19 protein-coding genes are annotated in these 19,329 nt (G+C 37.7%); 12 read left to right on the top strand and 7 right to left on the bottom strand.

Features of this window, described 5'->3' with window-relative positions:
* Positions 1-5: 5 nt before the first annotated feature.
* Positions 6-1,103, bottom strand: coding sequence for a Xaa-Pro dipeptidase (gene pepQ, locus WAX78_RS09095; protein WP_336481942.1), 1,098 nt, complete (start codon positions 1,101-1,103; stop codon positions 6-8).
* A 149-nt stretch (positions 1,104-1,252) separates the two neighbouring features.
* On the opposite strand from pepQ, the gene WAX78_RS09090 reads away from it, so the two are divergent.
* Positions 1,253-1,936, top strand: coding sequence for a metal-dependent hydrolase (locus WAX78_RS09090; protein ID WP_336481941.1), 684 nt, complete (start codon positions 1,253-1,255; stop codon positions 1,934-1,936).
* 40 nt (positions 1,937-1,976) lie between these two features.
* On the opposite strand, the gene WAX78_RS09085 is transcribed toward WAX78_RS09090, so the two are convergent.
* On the bottom strand, positions 1,977-2,141 hold the full coding sequence (locus WAX78_RS09085; RefSeq protein ID WP_336482026.1) for a hypothetical protein: 165 nt from the start codon (positions 2,139-2,141) through the stop codon (positions 1,977-1,979).
* Between the two features lie 232 nt (positions 2,142-2,373).
* On the opposite strand from WAX78_RS09085, the gene WAX78_RS09080 reads away from it, so the two are divergent.
* Positions 2,374-3,687 carry a CBS domain-containing protein gene (locus tag WAX78_RS09080; RefSeq protein WP_336481940.1) on the top strand — a complete coding sequence of 438 codons (1,314 nt, stop codon included), beginning with the start codon at positions 2,374-2,376 and terminating at the stop codon, positions 3,685-3,687.
* A gap of 79 nt (positions 3,688-3,766) precedes the next feature.
* The gene (locus WAX78_RS09075) at positions 3,767-4,033 is read left to right on the top strand and encodes a DUF3949 domain-containing protein (RefSeq protein ID WP_413789177.1); all 267 of its coding nucleotides are present in this window, start codon (positions 3,767-3,769) and stop codon (positions 4,031-4,033) included.
* A gap of 273 nt (positions 4,034-4,306) precedes the next feature.
* Here the strand turns inward: WAX78_RS09075 and murI are convergent, their stop codons facing one another.
* From murI to WAX78_RS09060, 3 genes are all read right to left on the bottom strand, one after another.
* Positions 4,307-5,098: a glutamate racemase gene (murI, locus tag WAX78_RS09070; RefSeq protein ID WP_336482020.1), complete on the bottom strand. Its 792-nt coding sequence runs from the start codon at positions 5,096-5,098 to the stop codon at positions 4,307-4,309.
* A 350-nt stretch (positions 5,099-5,448) separates the two neighbouring features.
* On the bottom strand, positions 5,449-6,207 hold the full coding sequence (locus WAX78_RS09065) for an arylamine N-acetyltransferase family protein (protein WP_336481939.1): 759 nt from the start codon (positions 6,205-6,207) through the stop codon (positions 5,449-5,451).
* Positions 6,208-6,218: 11 nt separating this feature from the next.
* The gene (locus WAX78_RS09060; RefSeq protein WP_336481938.1) at positions 6,219-6,527 is read right to left on the bottom strand and encodes a YtpI family protein; all 309 of its coding nucleotides are present in this window, start codon (positions 6,525-6,527) and stop codon (positions 6,219-6,221) included.
* A gap of 118 nt (positions 6,528-6,645) precedes the next feature.
* On the opposite strand from WAX78_RS09060, the gene WAX78_RS09055 reads away from it, so the two are divergent.
* Positions 6,646-7,578: a DHH family phosphoesterase gene (locus WAX78_RS09055; RefSeq protein WP_336481937.1), complete on the top strand. Its 933-nt coding sequence runs from the start codon at positions 6,646-6,648 to the stop codon at positions 7,576-7,578.
* Positions 7,579-7,598: 20 nt separating this feature from the next.
* On the opposite strand, the gene ytrI is transcribed toward WAX78_RS09055, so the two are convergent.
* Positions 7,599-8,099: a sporulation membrane protein YtrI gene (ytrI, locus tag WAX78_RS09050; RefSeq protein WP_336481936.1), complete on the bottom strand. Its 501-nt coding sequence runs from the start codon at positions 8,097-8,099 to the stop codon at positions 7,599-7,601.
* Positions 8,096-8,437, bottom strand: a complete 342-nt coding sequence (ytrH, locus tag WAX78_RS09045) for a sporulation membrane protein YtrH (protein ID WP_098305354.1) — start codon at positions 8,435-8,437, stop codon at positions 8,096-8,098. The genes ytrI and ytrH overlap by 4 nt, the downstream gene beginning before the upstream one ends.
* Positions 8,438-8,536: 99 nt before the next feature.
* Between ytrH and dnaE the strand changes: the two genes are divergently transcribed.
* The 8 genes from dnaE to WAX78_RS09005 all read left to right on the top strand — a co-directional run bounded on the left by dnaE (position 8,537) and on the right by WAX78_RS09005 (position 19,256).
* Positions 8,537-11,866 (top strand): DNA polymerase III subunit alpha, encoded by a 3,330-nt coding sequence (gene dnaE / locus WAX78_RS09040; RefSeq protein ID WP_336481935.1) that lies wholly within the window; start codon positions 8,537-8,539, stop codon positions 11,864-11,866.
* A 91-nt stretch (positions 11,867-11,957) separates the two neighbouring features.
* Positions 11,958-13,214 (top strand): NADP-dependent malic enzyme, encoded by a 1,257-nt coding sequence (gene ystJ / locus WAX78_RS09035; RefSeq protein WP_336481934.1) that lies wholly within the window; start codon positions 11,958-11,960, stop codon positions 13,212-13,214.
* Positions 13,215-13,228: 14 nt separating this feature from the next.
* A complete protein-coding gene (locus WAX78_RS09030) occupies positions 13,229-13,864 on the top strand; it encodes a FadR/GntR family transcriptional regulator (RefSeq protein WP_336481933.1) in 636 nt (211 codons plus the stop codon).
* Between the two features lie 197 nt (positions 13,865-14,061).
* Positions 14,062-14,931 carry an acetyl-CoA carboxylase, carboxyltransferase subunit beta gene (gene accD, locus WAX78_RS09025; RefSeq protein WP_336481932.1) on the top strand — a complete coding sequence of 290 codons (870 nt, stop codon included), beginning with the start codon at positions 14,062-14,064 and terminating at the stop codon, positions 14,929-14,931.
* Positions 14,919-15,893 (top strand): acetyl-CoA carboxylase carboxyl transferase subunit alpha, encoded by a 975-nt coding sequence (accA, locus tag WAX78_RS09020; protein WP_336481931.1) that lies wholly within the window; start codon positions 14,919-14,921, stop codon positions 15,891-15,893. The genes accD and accA overlap by 13 nt, the downstream gene beginning before the upstream one ends.
* A gap of 129 nt (positions 15,894-16,022) precedes the next feature.
* Positions 16,023-16,982, top strand: coding sequence for a 6-phosphofructokinase (gene pfkA, locus WAX78_RS09015; RefSeq protein WP_336481930.1), 960 nt, complete (start codon positions 16,023-16,025; stop codon positions 16,980-16,982).
* Positions 16,983-17,036: 54 nt separating this feature from the next.
* Positions 17,037-18,794, top strand: a complete 1,758-nt coding sequence (gene pyk, locus WAX78_RS09010; protein ID WP_336481929.1) for a pyruvate kinase — start codon at positions 17,037-17,039, stop codon at positions 18,792-18,794.
* A 72-nt stretch (positions 18,795-18,866) separates the two neighbouring features.
* Positions 18,867-19,256 carry an FxsA family protein gene (locus WAX78_RS09005; RefSeq protein WP_336481928.1) on the top strand — a complete coding sequence of 130 codons (390 nt, stop codon included), beginning with the start codon at positions 18,867-18,869 and terminating at the stop codon, positions 19,254-19,256.
* The last annotated feature ends 73 nt before the right edge of the window (positions 19,257-19,329 follow it).

Below are 19,329 nucleotides of genomic sequence, written 5' to 3'. Positions count from 1 at the left end.
TTTGCTTATTTTACAAACTGTAATTCTTTCGGGAATTTCGTTAAAATTTCCACGCCATCTTTCGTGATGTAAACATCATCTTCAATACGAACGCCGCCTACGTTTGGTACGTAAATACCAGGTTCAATTGTGAAGACCATTCCTTCTCGTAATGGAGAGTTGTTGCCTTCTTTTACATCTGGATATTCGTGGACGCTAATGCCAAGTCCATGACCAAGGCGGTGCGGGAAGAAGTCGCCGTAGCCAGCATCTGCGATAATAGAACGAGCAGCACGATCGATTTCACTAAATGTTGCGCCTGGTTTACATGATTCAACTGCATGTAATTGTCCTTTTAATACAGTGTCATAAATGCGTTTTTGTTCGTCTGAAATTTCGCCAAAAGCAACTGTACGCGTAATGTCAGAGCAATAACCGTCGATAATAACACCTAAGTCAAATAGGACGAAATCACCGCGCTGCATTTTGTTTGCACCAGGAACGCCGTGCGGAAGTGCAGAGTTTGCACCTGTTAATACCATTGTGTCAAAGGACATTTTATGAATGCCTTTTTTCTTTAATTCATGCTCAATTGTTGCAAGTACTTCAAGTTCACTGCGGTTCTCTTGAATTGCATTTACCCCAACTTCAACTGCATAATCAGCCATAGCAGCAGCTTGGCGTAAAATCGCAAGTTCTTTTTCATCTTTAATTAAGCGAAGTTCACGTACTTTTTCTTCAGCAGGTTTGAAAGATGCTTTTGGGAATAATTGTGAGATGTGCTCGTAGCGTTCTACATTTAAATGTTCTTTTTCGATTGCTACTGCATTTGCATCAATGCCGCGTGCTTTGATTGCTTTTGCAATCATATCCCATGGATTGTCTGTATCTGTATATCCGATAATTTCATGAGTCCAGCCAGCGCCTCTCGCATGTCCTTCTTCCATCTTCGGACAAATTAACATTGGTTCTTTTTCTTGGAATACAAATAGACCGAGTAGTCTTTCATGCGGTTCGCAGTGGAAGTTCGTCATATAGAAGACGCTCGGTGTAGAAGTTAAGAATGCAGCTTCTGTATTTTTTTCTTGTAACCATTGCATTAATTTTTCTAATCTAGTATTCATAGATCTGCACCTCCGAAATTTCAATTACATGTATAACTTTACATCGAACGAAAGCGTTATGACAAGCAAATCGATGTTTGAAAAGACAGGAAATTGCGAAATCGTGTAGAATAGAAGGTGTGAATATGAATAAGGGAGGTAATGAAAAGATGAAAGTATCTTATCACGGTCATTCAGTTGTAAAGATTGAAACGAACGGAAAGGTTATTTTAATTGATCCATTTATTACAGGTAATCCGAAAACAGATTTAAAAGTAGAAGAGGTAACAGTTGATGCAATTATCCTTTCTCATGGACATGGTGATCACGTTGGGGATACAGTAGAATTAGCAAAAAAACATAATGCAGTTGTCATTGCGCCGTTTGAGCTTGCGACATTTTTAGGTTGGAAAGGTGTAAATACACATCCGATGCATATTGGAGGTTCTCATGCATTTGAATTTGGAACAGTGAAGTTTACACAAGCATTTCATGGTTCTAGCTATGTTGATGAAGAAAATCAAACGATTACATATACAGGTATGCCAGCAGGGATTGTATTTACTGCAGAAGAAAAAACAATTTATCATGCCGGAGATACAGCGTTGTTCTCGGATATGAAATTAATTGGTTCTCGCCATACAATTGATGTTGCATTTTTACCAATTGGAGATAACTTTACAATGGGTCCAGGGGATGCCGCGTTAGCTGCAGAATGGATTGGAGCAAAAATTGTTGTGCCAATGCACTATAATACATTCCCAGTTATCGAACAAGATCCGTATCAATTTGTAGGAAAATTAACCGGTAGTGTAGGGAAAGTGTTAGAAGCTGGGGAAGGTATTGAGTTATAAAAAAAGGAAACCTTCATTTTGCGCGGCAAAGTGAAGGTTTCTATATGTGAGAAGGGTATAATGTGAATGTTGTATTTGTTATATCATTCTTAGATTGTGGTGTGCCTGTTTCTATTTCTGCTGTTTCGTTTAATGCTATCGCTACTTTCTTTCCGTCCACGAATGCTAACAATACCGCACTAATTATTTTTAAAGCTTTTTTCATATCATATCGCTCCTTTTCTCTTATTTCTTATTTTCATTGTACGATAAGGAAATGAAACAAACCATCGAATGAGGTGACAAGCAAATTACATTATTGTAAGAAACTTGTATAGACTTGTTATAAAAAAAATAGTACAGATATAGAAAGATGCAGTGTAACAGTTTTTGAAATATAGTATACTAAAAAGATAACGCGTGAAGAATTTAGGGAAAAGAAAGTATGGTGAAACTTTTTGGCTACGAAACACAACCAAATTTTAGAATATATCAACAGTTTGCCAATTGGGCATAAAATTTCTGTGCGCCAAATCGCAAAAGAGTTGAGCGTAAGTGAAGGAACGGCATATCGTGCGATTAAAGATGCAGAAAATAAAGGATATGTAAGTACAATTGAACGGGTCGGGACAATTCGTATTGAACAAAAAAAGAAAGAAAATATTGAAAAGCTAACATTTGCAGAAGTTGTTAACATTGTAGATGGTCAAGTACTTGGCGGAAGAGAAGGTTTACATAAAACGTTAAACAAGTTTGTAATAGGGGCAATGAAACTTGAAGCAATGATGCGCTATACGGAAGCTGGGAATTTACTTATTATCGGAAACCGTACACAGGCACATCAATTAGCGCTTGAAGAAGGAGCAGCTGTACTCATTACAGGTGGATTTGATACAGAAGAGCATGTGAAGAAATTGGCAGATGAATTAAAGCTGCCGATTATTTCGAGCAGTTATGATACATTTACAGTAGCAACGCTTATTAACCGCGCTATTTATGATCAGCTTATTAAAAAAGAAATCGTTCTTGTTGAAGATATTTTAACACCAATTGAAGAGACGGTATATTTAAAGCCAAGTGATACAGTGGAAAAGTGGCATAGATATAATGAAGAAACGATGCATGGCCGTTATCCGATTGTAGATGAAGCAAATAAAGTGCTTGGCATTGTAACGTCCAAAGATATGATTGGTGTAGTAAAAGAAACACCAATTGAAAAAGTAATGACAAAACAGCCGATTACTGTCAACGGAAAAATGTCTGTTGCAGCAGCGGCACGTATGATGGTGTGGGAAGGAATTGAGCTTCTTCCAGTTGTTGATGATAGCAATACATTGCAAGGGATTATTAGTCGTCAAGATGTGCTGCAAGCGCTCCAAATGATTCAGCGTCAGCCGCAAGTTGGGGAAACGATTGATGATATTGTAACGAATCAATTTATGAATCCGAAAGAAGCAAAACAAGATTCTGCTTATCATTTTTCTGTCACACCACAAATGACAAATTCAATAGGGACTTTGTCATATGGCGTCTTTACAACAATTGTGACAGAAGCAACAAATCGTGTGCTTCGTGCCCAGAAAAAAGGTGACGTCATTGTTGAGAATTTAACGATTTACTTTGTAAAACCGGTTCAAATTGATAACGTGGTGTCCGTCCATCCAAAGGTGCTAGAAATTGGACGTAAATTTGGTAAAGTTGAAGTAGAAGTACGACATGAAGGAAACGTTGTTGGAAAAGCATTGCTGATGGTTCAATTGATTGATCGTTAAGGAGGAAAAGCTGCCTGAAAGGGTAGTTTTTTTGTATAAATAAATATCTGAATTTTCGTTCGATGTATTATTATGGAAAATGAAGGGAGTAGTGTATGTGTTATCTGCTAGTATCTTTTTCGGGAGTATTGCTATCCTTTACTTTCTAATCATGATTCCAATCCAATACTCTTATATATCTGGCTTAAAAGAAAGAATGAGGAAGACTAGGCTTACACAAAGTGAGTTATACGAAAAGATGTCATTTGAAGAAGAACAAACGCATTTCAGTTTGCAAGGGAATTTGTTTAATTTACCGTCGGCTATTGTTGCGAGTCTGATATATAAACTGCGCCATCGTAAATAGGAACAGTTCAAATGTAAGATTAGGTAGTTCTGATAATGTAGAACAATATAATGAATAGTGTGGGAAATCGAGTATAAAATCACATTGGCTTTATACTTGTTTTTTATCCCTTGTTAACGGGCGGTATGACCCTTCTATCAGTTTCGCTATTGCTGAAAAGGAGGCAATAGCGAAACTGATAGAGGGAGACCAGATAGCTGTGCTTTTAGAAATTGCAGAACAAGTTTCAAAAACACAGCTATCTGCGCCTCTTGATTTACCGCTCATATGGAATTATTTTGTGAGTGAGCTTTCCTTATCTAACAGTGCTAATAATTTTTTATAATTAGATAAAGTAGTTTCATCTTCAACTTTATCACCAGATTTAAAAAATGAAATATTTCCTGTTCCATTGTTCATTTGGTTATTTTCTTCGAGAATTCGCTTTAAATTTTTAGCAGTTCCAACACTTCCGTCAATAATGTCTACATCTTCGCCCAAAAGTTTCTGTAGACTGGATTTAAAATATGGAAAATGAGTACAACCGAGAACGACTGTTCCAAATTGTTTTAAATCAAATATAGATAATTGCTGTCTTAAGTAGGGTAAAACTTTCTCTTCACTGAATTCGAATTCCTCAGCAAATTGTACAAGACCAGGAAGAGGTAGACTTTCAACAATATCGTGATTATCTATGCTTTTTACTAAATTTTGAAATTTTTCCTCTTTAAGAGTTAGTTTAGTTGCTAACACTAAAACTTTTTTTCGCTTTTCTTCACTATTTTGAACAGCTGGTTTTACAGCTGGCTCAATCCCCAAGATAGGAAAATCGTACTTTTTACGTAAATCTTCCACAGCAATACTCGTTGCCGTATTACAAGCAATGACTAATGCTTTCACATCTTGATCCGCAATAAAATCAACAGCATTAAAAATATATTGTTTTACCTCTTCCTTTGGTTTTTCACCATATGGAACATGTAAAGTATCAGCATAAAAAATATAATCTTCATTTGGTAAGATCTTTAACGCTTGATGAAGTACAGTAATTCCACCGATACCAGAGTCTAAAAATCCTATTCTCACTGCTTTCACTTTCTTTCTTTTATAATCAATTCAATTGTATTCTATCATTTATATTTTTTTAGTACCATTTTTACTATGAATTAACTTACTCTCAATTTTAAAATTGAAAACGGTCATCCCTTCATGAAAGGATGACCGCTTTTTTATGTCTTCAATGAATCTTACAGAAAAAATACAGTTATTAGATAAAGTGAAACTTCCATCAGTGGGGGTTTTTTCATTCCCCACTGATGGTTAGTTGAACCAATCGGGCTCTTACGGGCAGTTATCTCCCACCTATCTTCTTTGTTTTTTCAGAACCTTGGGGTGGGAGTCATACTGCCCGTTAGTGCGGGATAAAGAAATGACCCCTATTTAACCGCAATACCAAATTCACTCAAAGCAAGCGTTTGAAAAGTTTGTATATCAATCGTTTGTTTAGATTTATGATTCCCTTTCGTTATGGTATAGGTTTTGTCTGTCAGTGTAATGTGACCATCGTCTGTTAGTTTTGCGAGAAGCGGTGATTTATTAAATGGTGATTGTTCATGGTGGGTAATGATTTGTTGTGCGTTTTGTAAAACTGTTTCATCAATTGGCGATGTGAAGAAGTCATAGCCAATTTCTAGAGTGCCATTTTTATATTTTTCAAATGCGTATTCTCCTAAATCTGTTTTTTTCTGTTGAATACGGTATTCACCAGTTGAAGATTTCACTGTTTCTCCTGTAAGCGGAATAGGTTGCAGAGCATGGTGTGAACCGAAACCAACATCGATTAGGTATGGCTGATTATTATGATGTAGAATCGTTGCAAAGTGCGTTTCAATTAGCCGGATTTCTCCATCGTTAAATACAGTGCCGGATATCATATGGACTTGAAATCCTAGTTCTTTTAAAGCGTAGTAAAATAACGGATTCAGCTCATAGCAAACACCGCCGCGCTGGTTGGCTATAATCTTTCTTTTTAAGTTTTCAAAGGTAATTTCAATGTTTTCATTTTGTATAATACTAATATTTTCAAATGGCACATGTTTAGCAAATTGTGATTGTAACACACGAATATCTTTAAATGTTACATCTTGCTTTTCATATTGAATACGGTTAAAAAAATCGTTTAGAAAGGTGTTCATTTCATCTCACCTCAAGATTGTTTTTGTAACTGCTCTGCTTCCTCAATCGCAAGCGGTAAGAAATGTTTATATTGGCGAATTCCATTGTAGATGCTAGCTCCGCCAACAATTACAAATAAAGCGCCAACGATTATACGAGCCGTTGAAAGATCCAAGAAAAATTGGTTCAGGCCAAATGATGCAACAAATAATCCGAGTGCAATCGCTGATTTTCCAGCAAGCCATCCTTTCTCCATGGAACGGTTTGTGCGAAAATATTTCGTTTTGTAGAAGAGATACAACATAAATGTAACGATAATACAAAAGACTAATACTGGCATGACCCCAATCCCCCATCTATTTGTATGTTATTTATTTTATTGTAAATCAATTATCGTCCTGTATGAAGTGTTTTGGGTTATAATGGGTATAAATTGGTGAAAAAGGAGACTTTTACATATGCATGAGAAGATTTTAGAAGCAATTAAGCAATTTGATACGATTGTTATTCACCGTCATGTACGTCCGGATCCAGATGCATTAGGTTCGCAGTGTGGACTTGGTACAATGCTGCAAGAGTCGTTTCCAGAGAAAAAGATCTATATGGTAGGATACAACGAACCATCTTTAGCATATTTACGCGTAATGGATGAAATTGATGATGCTACATATGAAGAGGCGCTTGTTATCGTTTGTGATACAGCAAACCAAGAGCGCGTTTGCGATCAGCGTTACACAAAAGGAAAGCAATTAATTAAAATTGATCATCATCCAAATGAAGACCCGTACGGAGATATTGTTTGGGTAGATACAACTTCTAGTTCTACAAGTGAACTTATTTATGAATTTTATTTATATGGTAAAGACAAAGGATTAACTTTATCCAAAGAAGCAGCGCGTCTTATTTTAGCGGGTATCGTTGGTGATACAGGACGTTTCTTATTCCCGAGTACATCTGCAAAAACACTTCGTTATGCATCTGAACTTGTAGACATGGGAGTTGAATTCCCTGCATTATATGATGAAATGTATAAAACAAATGAGCGCATTGCACGTTTAAATGGTTACATTTTACAAAACTTCACAATGACAGAAGAAGGAGCAGCTTATATTAAGTTGACAAAAGAAGTATTAGAGCAATTTGATGTACTTCCGTCTCAGGCATCAGGAGTTGTTGGAGCACTTGGAAATATTGAAGGCTTAAAAGCATGGGTTCTATTTCTAGAGGAAGAAGATGTAATTCGTGTTCGACTTCGTTCAAAAGGGCCGGTAATTAATACATTAGCAATGCAATATAACGGCGGAGGACATCCAATGGCTTCCGGTGCAAAAGCTTTTTCTTGGGAAGAAGCGGACCGTATTTTTGCAGACTTACGCGAATTGTGTAAATAAGAAGAAAGGTAGAGAGAGCTCTACCTTTCTTGTTTTATCTTTACGCTAATTTCAAGTGTAGTGTCAAATGAAACTGTTTCGATTTCAAATCGATAGACACGGTCGTAATATTTATATACTTTATTTTCAATGACCTTTTTCAGTAGTTCTTTATTATTTGCGACGCTTTGTACATTTTGGGTAAGCAAGTGGCGGAGATCGTCGCGAATCGAGGTTTTTAATGCTTCAACAGTGAGAGAGTCTACATTATATTTATCATGATTGACAATCTCAATTTCAATTTCTTGAATCGTTAACATTTTTTTATTTTTTTCATTTTCTTTATTTTGATCTTCAATGATTACATGTAAGTCATCTGTTAATTTCTTTATTTTTGCTTCTTGTTGTTCTAGTGTTTTTGTTTGTACTTCTTGAAATACACCATATATGTACAAAAAAATAATCCAGCTTAAAATACCGCCAACAGCAGCGCCACCTAAAAAAAGCTTCCATCGATTGGAGAGTGAGCTTGGAACTCTCATACATGCTCCTGTGTAATCCAATTAATAATAATAAATCCTGTTTGCATACCGCCTGTGGCAAAGAAAATAAGTAGAATTTGTTTCACAATATCTTTTGTATCTCCTCCAAAGAAGCTGCGTTCAAAGCTGTAAAATGTATCAAAAGTCCCGCCAATAGCAGCGACAAGTGCCCAAATTCGTAAATTTTCTGCAAACTGCGTAATCATTGTGAGGGGTGGTTTCCCAACTAAAAAAGCACCGACCCCGCCGATTAACGATCCACCAATCATAACACCAAGGGCAATAAAATAACTTGTAACGAGAAGAGAGAAAAAGCTTTGATTCACTTCCATCATCATTCTCCTTTCTTTTTCATGTATATGGACAAAGAAGGGGAAGTATGTTTTGATTTCACGTATAATAGGAAGTAGTCAAATAGATAAAGAGAGGGCATAAAAGTGAAGTTTGTGCATTTACAATGTCAAACCGTTTATAGTTTATTGAAAAGTGCATGTAAAATAGATGAGCTTGTTCATCAAGCGAAAGAACTTGGTTTTACAGCATTAGCGATTACAGATGAAAATGTGATGTATGGTGTTGTTCCATTTTATAAAGCATGTAAAAAAGCGGGCATTCAGCCTATTATCGGTTTAACAGCTTCGATATGGAATGAAGAAGAAGAGCGATCTTATCCACTTGTTTTGTTGGCTGAAAACGAAACTGGGTATCGGAATTTACTTAAAATCTCTAGCAGCATAATGACAAAGTCAAAAGACGGTATTCCAAAGAAATGGCTTGCGCACTACGCAGGCGGATTAATTGCGATTTCTCCAGGGAAAGACGGCGAAATTGAACAACTTGTATTACAGGGCAAACATGAGGTTGCTGAAGAAGTAGCAAATACGTATAAAAGTATATTTGCGAGCTTTTATATAAGCTTGCAGCACCATGCTATTCAAGAAGAATTATTGCTGCAGGAAGAGCTTCTGCCATTTGCAAAGCAGCTTGGAATCCCGCTTGTTGCGACGAATGATATTCGTTATGTCAAACAAGGTGATGCGATTGTACAGGAGTGTTTACTATCTGTTCATAGCGGGACAAAAATGACAGATTCAGAAAGGCCGCGTTTACAAACTGATCAATATTATATGAAATCGCCTTCTGAGATGGAAGCGTTATTCTCTGCTATGCCAGAAGCGATTCAAAACACTGCATTCATTGCAGAGCGCTGTCATGTAGAGATTTCGTTTCATACAAATCAATTGCCGAAGTTTCCAGTATCAACAAATGAGTCATCTGATGATTTTTTACGCCGCATTTGTGAAGAAGGACTGAAGAAGCGTTATGAAACAGTGACAGATGTGCATAAGGCACGTCTAGCGCACGAGTTAGGCGTTATTTCTCGTATGGGATTTAGTGATTATTTTCTTATTGTATGGGACTTTATGACATACGCTCATGAACGCCGCATTTTAACAGGACCAGGGCGTGGTTCAGCAGCTGGATCACTTGTGTCTTACGTACTGGGAATTACTGATATCGATCCAATTCAGTATGATTTACTGTTTGAACGATTCTTAAATCCAGAACGTGTTACACTTCCTGATATTGATATTGATTTTCCAGATATTCGCCGCGATGAAATGATTCGTTATGTGAAAGATAAGTACGGGGATCTACGTGTTGCTCAAATTGTAACATTTGGAACACTTGCAGCAAAAGCAGCGATTCGCGACATTGCAAGAGTAATGGGGCTGCCGCCAAATGAAATTGATATTTTTTCAAAGCATATTCCATCCAAGGTTGGGATTACATTAGAGGAAGCTTATACAGAATCGCAAAGACTGCAAAATTATATACAAAGTAACCTTATATTTCAAAGGGTATTTGATATTGCGAAACGTGTGGAAGGCTTGCCTCGTCATACGTCTATTCATGCAGCCGGGGTAATTATGAGCGAAGAGCCGCTGACAAATAGCGTTGCCATTCAAGATGGACATGATGGTGTATATGTTACACAATATCCTGCAGAAGTATTAGAGGAACTTGGATTGTTAAAGATGGACTTTCTTGGTCTTCGTAATTTAACATTGCTTGAAAATATTCGTACCTTTGTTGCACAAACAACTGGGACAAATATAGATATAAAGAAATTACCTCTTCAGGATGCGAAAACATTCGCACTGCTCGGACGGGGAGATACGACTGGGATTTTCCAGCTTGAATCAAGCGGAATGCGAAATGTTTTGCGTTCGTTACAACCAAATGAGTTTGAAGATATTGTTGCGGTTAACGCGCTATATCGACCAGGACCAATGGAGCAAATTCCGGTGTTTATTGAATCAAAACATGGGAAACGTGCGATACATTATCTTCATCCTGATTTGAAACCAATTTTAGAAAATACGTACGGAGTTATCGTTTATCAAGAACAAATTATGCAAATTGCCTCTCGTTTAGCAGGATTTTCTCTTGGTGAGGCTGACTTATTACGCCGCGCCGTAAGTAAGAAAAATCGTGATATTTTAGACGAAGAGCGTACTCACTTTGTGAAAGGCTGTTTGCAAAATGGGTATGATGAAGAAACTGCCCAGAAAATTTATGATTTAATTGTGCAATTTGCGAATTATGGATTTAATAGAAGTCATGCAGTTGCTTATAGTATGATTGGATATCAGCTTGCCTATTTAAAAGCAAATTATCCGCTGCAGTTTATGACAGCACTATTATCAAGCGCAGTCGGAAATGAAGAGAAGATTGTACAATATGTTCGGGAAACGAAGCGAAAAGGATTTCATGTTTTACCTCCATCTCTTCATAAGAGCAGTTATGATTTTCTTGTGGAAGGGAATGCAATTCGGTATAGCTTACTTGCGATTCGTAATGTAGGGATGGCGACAGTAAATGCTTTAATGGAAGAAAGAAACAAAAAACCATTTCAAGATTTATTTGAGTTTTGTTTGCGCATGCCGGCGAAGTTTGTAACAGAACGCAATTTAGAAACGATGATTTGGGCTGGTTGTTTTGATGACTTTGAGGTTTCACGTCCATCGTTGTTTAACAGTATTAAAGGTGCGTTAGAATATGCGAACTTAGCACGTGAAATCGGCGAGGAGCTTGTGCCGAAGTCAGAGTATGCACAAGAGGCAGAGCTATCCTTTATTGAACAATTAAATAAAGAGAAAGAAGCGCTGGGCTTTTATTTATCAAGTTATCCAACTGCACAGTACGAACAGCTTGTTAAACAATTGGAAATTCCAACACTTGCACAAGCGATGAAGCAGCAAAGAAAAGTGCAGCGGGCAATTGTGTATTTGACAAATATAAAAGTCATTCGGACAAAAAAATTACAAAAGATGGCGTTTGTTACATTTTGTGATCAAAACAATGAGATGGAAGCGGTTGTATTTCCTGAAACGTATATTCATTTTGCAGAGAGGTTACAAGAAGGTGAAATTGTTTTAATAGAAGGTACAATTGAACAACGAAATCATAAGCTGCAATGGATTATAAATGGGGTATATCCGTTAGAACAAATGGATACTTACGATAAAATGAAGGACGCTTCTATTTACGTGAAAATACCATCACAGTATGAAAAAAAGCTGTTAAACAATATAACAAAAATATTGTTTCACTATTCAGGTTTTGTGAAAGTACTAATTTATTATGAAAAAGAGCATAAGATGATACAATTATCTCGTAGTTTATCCATTCATCCAAGTGAAGAATGTCTACAAGCACTTTATGAGGTAGTCGGGAAGGAAAATGTCGTTGTAAAAATATAATGGACAATTTCCCTCTATTTCGATTATAGTAGTAATAGCGTTCGTGGTCAGACCACCTTGGAGAATGAATAACGCTATGCAGTAAGAACATATGAGGAGAGTGGATCGTTTGTCAACACTTCGTGAAGAAGCACTTCACATGCATAGAGTGCATCAAGGAAAATTAGAAACAGTATCAAAAGTAAAGGTAGAAAATGCAAAAGATTTAAGTCTTGCGTATTCTCCAGGGGTTGCAGAACCATGTAAAGTTATTTATGACGATAAAAGCAAGGTATACGAATATACAATGAAGGGCAATATGGTAGCAGTTGTAACGGATGGAACGGCTGTATTAGGTCTTGGAAATATTGGACCGGAAGCATCACTTCCTGTTATGGAAGGTAAAGCTGTATTATTTAAGAGCTTTGCTGGTGTAGATGCATTTCCAATTGCTTTAAATACAAATGATGTAGATAAGATTGTTGAAACTGTAAAATTAATGGAGCCAACTTTTGGCGGCGTAAACTTAGAAGATATTGCAGCGCCAAACTGCTTTATTATTGAAGAGCGTTTAAAGAAAGAAACAAATATTCCTGTATTCCACGATGATCAGCACGGTACAGCAATTGTAACAGTAGCAGGTCTTGTGAATGCATTAAAGCTAGTTGGAAAGAAAATGTCGGATATTAAAGTTGTTGCAAATGGTGCCGGGGCAGCTGGTATTGCGATTATTAAACTTTTATATCGCTACGGTGTACGCGATATTATTATGTGTGATACGAAAGGTGCGATTTTTGAAGGTCGTCCTGTTGGTATGAACCCTGTGAAAAATGAAGTTGCAAAATATACAAATAAAAATCGTGTAGAAGGCTCATTAGCAAACGTAATTCAAGGTGCAGATGTCTTCATCGGTGTATCTGCAGAAGGTGCATTAACAGAAGAAATGGTGCGCTCTATGAATGAAGATGCAATTATCTTTGCAATGGCGAATCCAAATCCAGAAATTATGCCGGAAATTGCAAAAGCAGCTGGAGCAGCTGTTGTAGGTACAGGTCGTTCGGACTTCCCGAACCAAGTAAATAACGTACTAGCTTTTCCTGGTATTTTCCGCGGTGCTCTTGACGTACATGCAACGCAAATTAATGAAGAAATGAAGATTGCAGCAGTACAAGCAATTGCTGAGCTTGTATCAGCTGAAGAATTGAATGCGGATTATATTATTCCAGCTCCATTCGATGCACGCGTAGCACCGCAAGTGGCAGCATATGTAGCGAAAGCTGCAATGGAGACAGGTGTTGCTCGCCGTCAAGTAGATCCGAATGAAATAGCTGAGAAAACAAGAAAACTAGCAATTATCGGTAAAGAATAAGCGAGGAGTGTCCATTGACATCATCACAAACAAAAGTATACCTGGAAATAGTGAAAAAAATCCGCTCTATTATAAAAGAGGACGGATTAGAAGCAGGTAATCGCCTGCCATCCGAACGAGAGCTAAGCGCACGTTTAAATGTTGGTCGTTCCTCTGTTCGTGAAGCGCTCAGAGCGCTGGAATTGGTCGGCTTAATTGAAACGCGGCGCGGTGAAGGGACGTTCATTCGAAATTTTTATGAAAATGGTCTTGTGCAATTAATTGCACCGTTCGTATTACAAGATGAAAAAACACGGCAAGATTTGTTACAAATGAAAGAATTGCTTGAGAAGGATGCGATTCGTGTCCTATGTCAAATGCAGACAGAAGGCTGCTTAGAGCCGCTTAAGGCAACTTTTTCTGATGAACAGACATCTATCGCTGTATTTCATCAAACCTTTTTAAAAACGCTTGTAGAGCAAGTAGATAATTTTTTAATGTATCGTGTTTGGATGATTGTACATGACTACGCTTCGACGCTTTCTTGCGATGTTCATTTAAACGCGAGAGAGTTGCATGAAAAGCTATATAAAGCCTTAGAGAATAAGCAGGAACAAACAGCAATAAAGCTTTATGATGCAATCAAAGAGAACATACAGTTTCATTTGTAATTCTATACAAAATTTGTCGAAATGACCATGACACGTTCTGACAAACATTCTGCCAGACAACGTTTAAAGTTAAACGTAAAGAGATGGGTTATAAGGCAAATTGAGAAAACAAGGCTAACACTTATTGAAGTAGGTGTTAGCCACATTTTCTTACTCGTTAACCTTAGCTCTTTTATCACCTAAAGGAGGGTCAAACTTTGCTACGAGATTTATTCCAAAAGAAGAAAAAATATGCTGCAATTCCTTCAGAGCAAGTAAGAAGAGATGTACCGGACGGTGTCATGACAAAATGTCCGAAATGCAAAAAAATCATGTATACGAAAGAACTTCTGAAGAATTTAAAAGTATGTGTTAACTGTGGGTATCATCATCCGATGAACGCATGGGAGCGTCTTGAAAGTTTGTTAGATGAAAATTCATTTCGTGAATATGACAAAGAAATGATTTCGGCAAACCCGCTTCACTTCCCTGATTACGAGCAGAAACTTGAGGGCGATCGTAAAAAAACTGGATTAAACGAAGCAGTTGTGACAGGAGAAGGAACAATCGAGAATATGCTCGTTGTTGTTGCGGTTATGGATTCAAGGTTTCGAATGGGAAGCATGGGCTCTGTTGTAGGTGAAAAAATTGCGCGTGCTGCTGAAAAAGCATATGAAATGAAAGTACCGTTTCTTATTTTTACTGCATCAGGCGGAGCTCGTATGCAAGAGGGTATTTTAAGTTTAATGCAAATGGCGAAGACGAGTGTTGCTTTGAAAAAACATAGCAATGCTGGTGGTTTATTCATTTCTATTATGACGCATCCAACGACGGGCGGAGTTTCCGCGAGCTTTGCTTCACTTGGTGACTACAATTTAGCGGAACCAGGTGCATTGATTGGATTTGCAGGTCGTCGTGTAATTGAACAGACTGTTCGTGAAAAATTGCCGGAGGACTTCCAAACGGCAGAGTTCTTACTGGAACATGGACAATTAGATGCAGTCGTACACCGTAATGATATGAGAGATACACTCCGCAAGATTTTAGAAGTTCATCAAGGGGAGGAAGTGGCGTCATGGCAGAATTAGAATTTGAAAAGCCAATTGTTGAGCTAAGAAATAAGATTCGTGAATTAAAAGAGTATACGAAAAATAGCCAGATGGACTTCAGTGAAGAAATCCGTATTTTAGAAGACAAGTTAGAGCATTTAGAAGAAGAAATATACGGCAATATGAAAGTATGGGACCGCGTTCAAATTGCTCGTCATGCCGAAAGACCGACAACGCTTGATTATATTGAGCACTTATTTACTGATTTTTTTGAATGTCATGGAGATCGTCTGTTTGGTGATGATGCAGCGATTGTCGGCGGTATTGCGAAATATAATGGAATGCCTATAACGGTAATTGGCCATCAACGCGGAAAAGATACAAAAGAAAATATTCGTCGAAATTTCGGAATGCCTCACCCAGAAGGCTACCGCAAAGCATTGCGCCTTATGAAACAAGCAGAGAAATTTAATCGTCCTATCATTTGTTTTATTGATACAAAAGGTGCATATCCTGGAAAAGCAGGTGAAGAACGTGGACAAAGTGAAGCGATTGCACGTAATTTATTTGAAATGGCAGGACTCACTGTACCGGTTATATGCATTGTAATTGGTGAAGGCGGCAGTGGCGGTGCGTTAGGACTTGGTATTGGGAATTATGTCCACATGTTAGAAAACTCCACGTATTCAGTTATTTCTCCCGAAGGAGCAGCAGCAATTCTTTGGAAAGATGCTACGAAAGCAAAAGAAGCTGCTGAAGCGATGAAAATTACGGCGTCTGATTTGAAAGAATTGGGTGTAATTGATGAAATGATTCCAGAAGCTCGCGGCGGTGCACATCGCAACGTTAAAGAACAAGCGGAATATATAAACCGTACCTTACAAAAAACATTCCAACAATTGGAAGGTGTTTCGAAAGAGGAATTGGTTGAAAATCGTTATACAAAATATATGAAAATTGGACAAGTTTCGTTTTCAAACGCTTCCATTGGGGTAAAATAGAAAAAGCGTGCGTTCCATCTCGCGAATGCACGTTTTTCTTATGAAAAAGACACATCTTCTCCATTGTCATTTTATCTTTCTTCATGTTATTTTAATATAAGGCAAATAATCTTTATGAGGTGAGTACTAATGAAACGTATTGGTGTGTTAACAAGTGGTGGAGATTCCCCAGGTATGAACGCTGCCATTCGTGCGGTTGTACGTAAAGCAATGTACCATGATCTAGAAGTGTATGGTATCTATCATGGATACGCAGGGTTGATTTCTGGTCATATAGAAAAATTAGAGTTAGGTTCTGTAGGCGATATTATCCACCGTGGTGGAACGAAATTATATACAGCGAGATGCCCTGAGTTCAAAGAACTAGAAGGGCAATTAAAAGGAATTGAACAATTAAAGAAATTTGGTATTGAAGGACTTGTTGTTATTGGTGGAGATGGTTCTTACCAAGGCGCGAAAAAATTAACAGAGCATGGTTTTCCATGTGTTGGTGTACCTGGCACAATTGATAATGATATTCCTGGAACTGATTTTACAATTGGTTTTGATACAGCTTTAAACACTGTTATTGATGCAATTGATAAAATTCGTGATACAGCTACATCTCATGAACGTACATATGTAATTGAAGTAATGGGTCGTCATGCGGGAGATATTGCGTTATGGGCTGGTTTAGCAGACGGTGCAGAAACAATTTTAATTCCGGAAGCAGACTATGATATGAATGATGTAATTGCTCGTCTAAAACGCGGTAGTGAACGCGGTAAGAAACATAGTATAATCGTTGTAGCTGAAGGTGTTGGCAGCGCGATTGAAATCGGTAAACAAATTGAAGAAGCAACACAATTTGATACACGTGTTACAGTATTAGGTCACGTACAGCGCGGAGGATCTCCAAGTGCGATGGACCGTGTATTAGCAAGTCGTCTTGGTGCAAGAGCAGTTGAGCTTCTATTAGAAGGAAAAGGCGGCCGCTGTGTAGGTATTCAAAACAATCAACTTGTTGATCACGATATTATTGAAGCGTTAGCACAAAAACATCAACTTGATTTAGATGTGTATCAATTATCAAAAGAGTTATCCATCTAATTGGCGTAGTGTCGGATTAATGGTAACGTTTTCATAAATATTTGGAGGTGCGTTATGCGCAAAACTAAAATCGTATGTACAATTGGTCCTGCTAGTGAAAGCATTGAAAAATTAGAACAATTAATCGGAGCAGGTATGAACGTTTGTCGTTTAAACTTCTCTCATGGTAGCCATGAAGAGCACGGAGTACGTATTAAAAGCATTCGTGAAGCTGCGAAGAAAACTGGTAAAACTATAGCAATCTTACTTGATACAAAAGGTCCAGAAATTCGTACACATGATTTTGTAGATGGACAAGCTGAACTAAAAACAGGTGCAGAAGTTGTTATTTCTACAGAACAAGTATTAGGAACTGCTGAAAAATTCTCTGTAACTTATGCGGGACTTTATGACGATGTAGATACAGGTTCTCGCATTTTAATCGATGATGGTCTTATTGAGTTAGAGGTAATCGGAAAAGCAAACGGCGATATCCGCACAAAAGTATTAAATAGCGGTACTGTAAAAAATAAGAAAGGTGTAAACGTACCAAACGTAAGCATCAAGCTTCCTGGTATTACAGAAAAAGACATTCAAGATATCGTCTTCGGTATCGAGCAAAATGTTGACTTTATCGCAGCTTCTTTCGTACGCAAAGCATCTGACGTATTAGAAATTCGTGAATTATTAGAAGCGCACGGAGCACAACATATTCAAATCATTCCAAAAATCGAAAACCAAGAAGGTATTGATAACATCGACTCTATTCTTGAAGTTTCTGACGGTTTAATGGTAGCGCGCGGTGACATGGGTGTAGAAATTCCACCAGAAGAAGTACCGTTAGTGCAAAAGCGTCTAATCAAAAAATGTAACGTATTAGGTAAACCAGTTATTACTGCAACGCAAATGTTAGATTCTATGCAACGTAACCCTCGTCCAACACGCGCGGAAGCAAGTGATGTAGCAAACGCTATTTTCGATGGCACGGATGCAATCATGCTTTCTGGTGAAACAGCAGCAGGTTTATATCCACTTGAAGCGGTACAAATGATGGCAAACATCGCAATTCGTGTTGAGAAATCATTGCAATATGAAGACATGTTCAAAAAACGTCTTAAAGAACAATCTTGTACAATTACAGATGCAATTAGTCAATCTGTTGCACATACAGCAATTGCACTTGATGTAGCGGCAATCGTAGCTCCTACAGAAAGCGGCCATACTGCGAAAATGATTTCTAAATATCGTCCAAAATCTCCAATCGTAGCAGTAACATCTAATGAACAAGTATGCCGTCGTCTTGCACTTGCTTGGGGTGTACAAGCGTATATGGCAGAGGAAAAGGCAAAATCTACAGACGAAATGTTAGAAACTGCTATTGAAACAGCTATGGATGCAGGTATGATTGGCGTTGGTGATACAGTTGTTATTACTGCTGGTGTACCAATTGCTGAAACTGGCACAACAAATTTAATGAAAATTCATGTTGTTGGCGAAGAAATCGCTAAAGGACAAGGAATTGGCCGTAAAACAGCAAAAGGTAAAGTTGTTGTAGCGAAAACAGCTCAAGAAGCATTAGCAAACGTAACAGAAGGTTCTATCCTTGTTACAACAAGCACTGACAAAGATATGATTCCTGCAATTGAAAAAGCTGCGGCTCTTGTTGTAGAAGAAGGCGGCTTAACAAGCCATGCAGCGGTTGTTGGTGTAACAATCGGTATTCCAGTTATCGTTGGTGTAGAAACTGCGACTGCTATCCTAAAAAATGGTCAAGAAGTAACAGTTGATGCAGCGCGTGGAATTGTATATAATGGACATGCGGAAGTGCTATAAGAAGTAATATGTAGGGAAGGATGGAGATCCTTCTCTTTTTTTTACTCAATTTGAAAACATGAGGTGAGAGGAATGAAGATATTTCTCTTTTTGTTTATTTTAATTCCAGCGTTAGAAGTTACAGTGTTAATTGGATCGAGTCAGTGGATTGGGCTGTGGCCGACGTTTTGTGTGATTGTAGCAATGAGTATCATGGGAGCATATATAGCGAAACGGCAAGGAGTAGCAGTTTGGAGAGAGATTCAGTATCGGTTAAGTAGAGGTGAAATTCCCGGTGATGCTGTATTAGATGCGATTTGCATTTTTGCAGGCGGTATACTTCTGTTAATCCCAGGGTATATAACCGATTGTATAGGATTGTTTTTATTGATTCCGATAGCGAGAAAACCGATGAAATATATGATAATCAAATGGATGGAACGAAAAATAAACCGAAATAACAATATTATTGTGCAAAAGTAACACTTGAAAGAGGAAACTCTTCAAGTGTTACTTTTTTGTCGAAAATACAAATGAATAAATATGCATTTGTTGA

Origin of the sequence: Bacillus yunxiaonensis (genome assembly GCF_037104695.1) — a bacterium.
In the GTDB taxonomy this organism is placed as follows: Bacteria; Bacillota; Bacilli; order Bacillales; family Bacillaceae_G; genus Bacillus_A; species Bacillus_A yunxiaonensis.
Note: the sequence above shows the minus strand (reverse complement) of the source record. Positions and strands in the feature narration are given on the sequence as shown.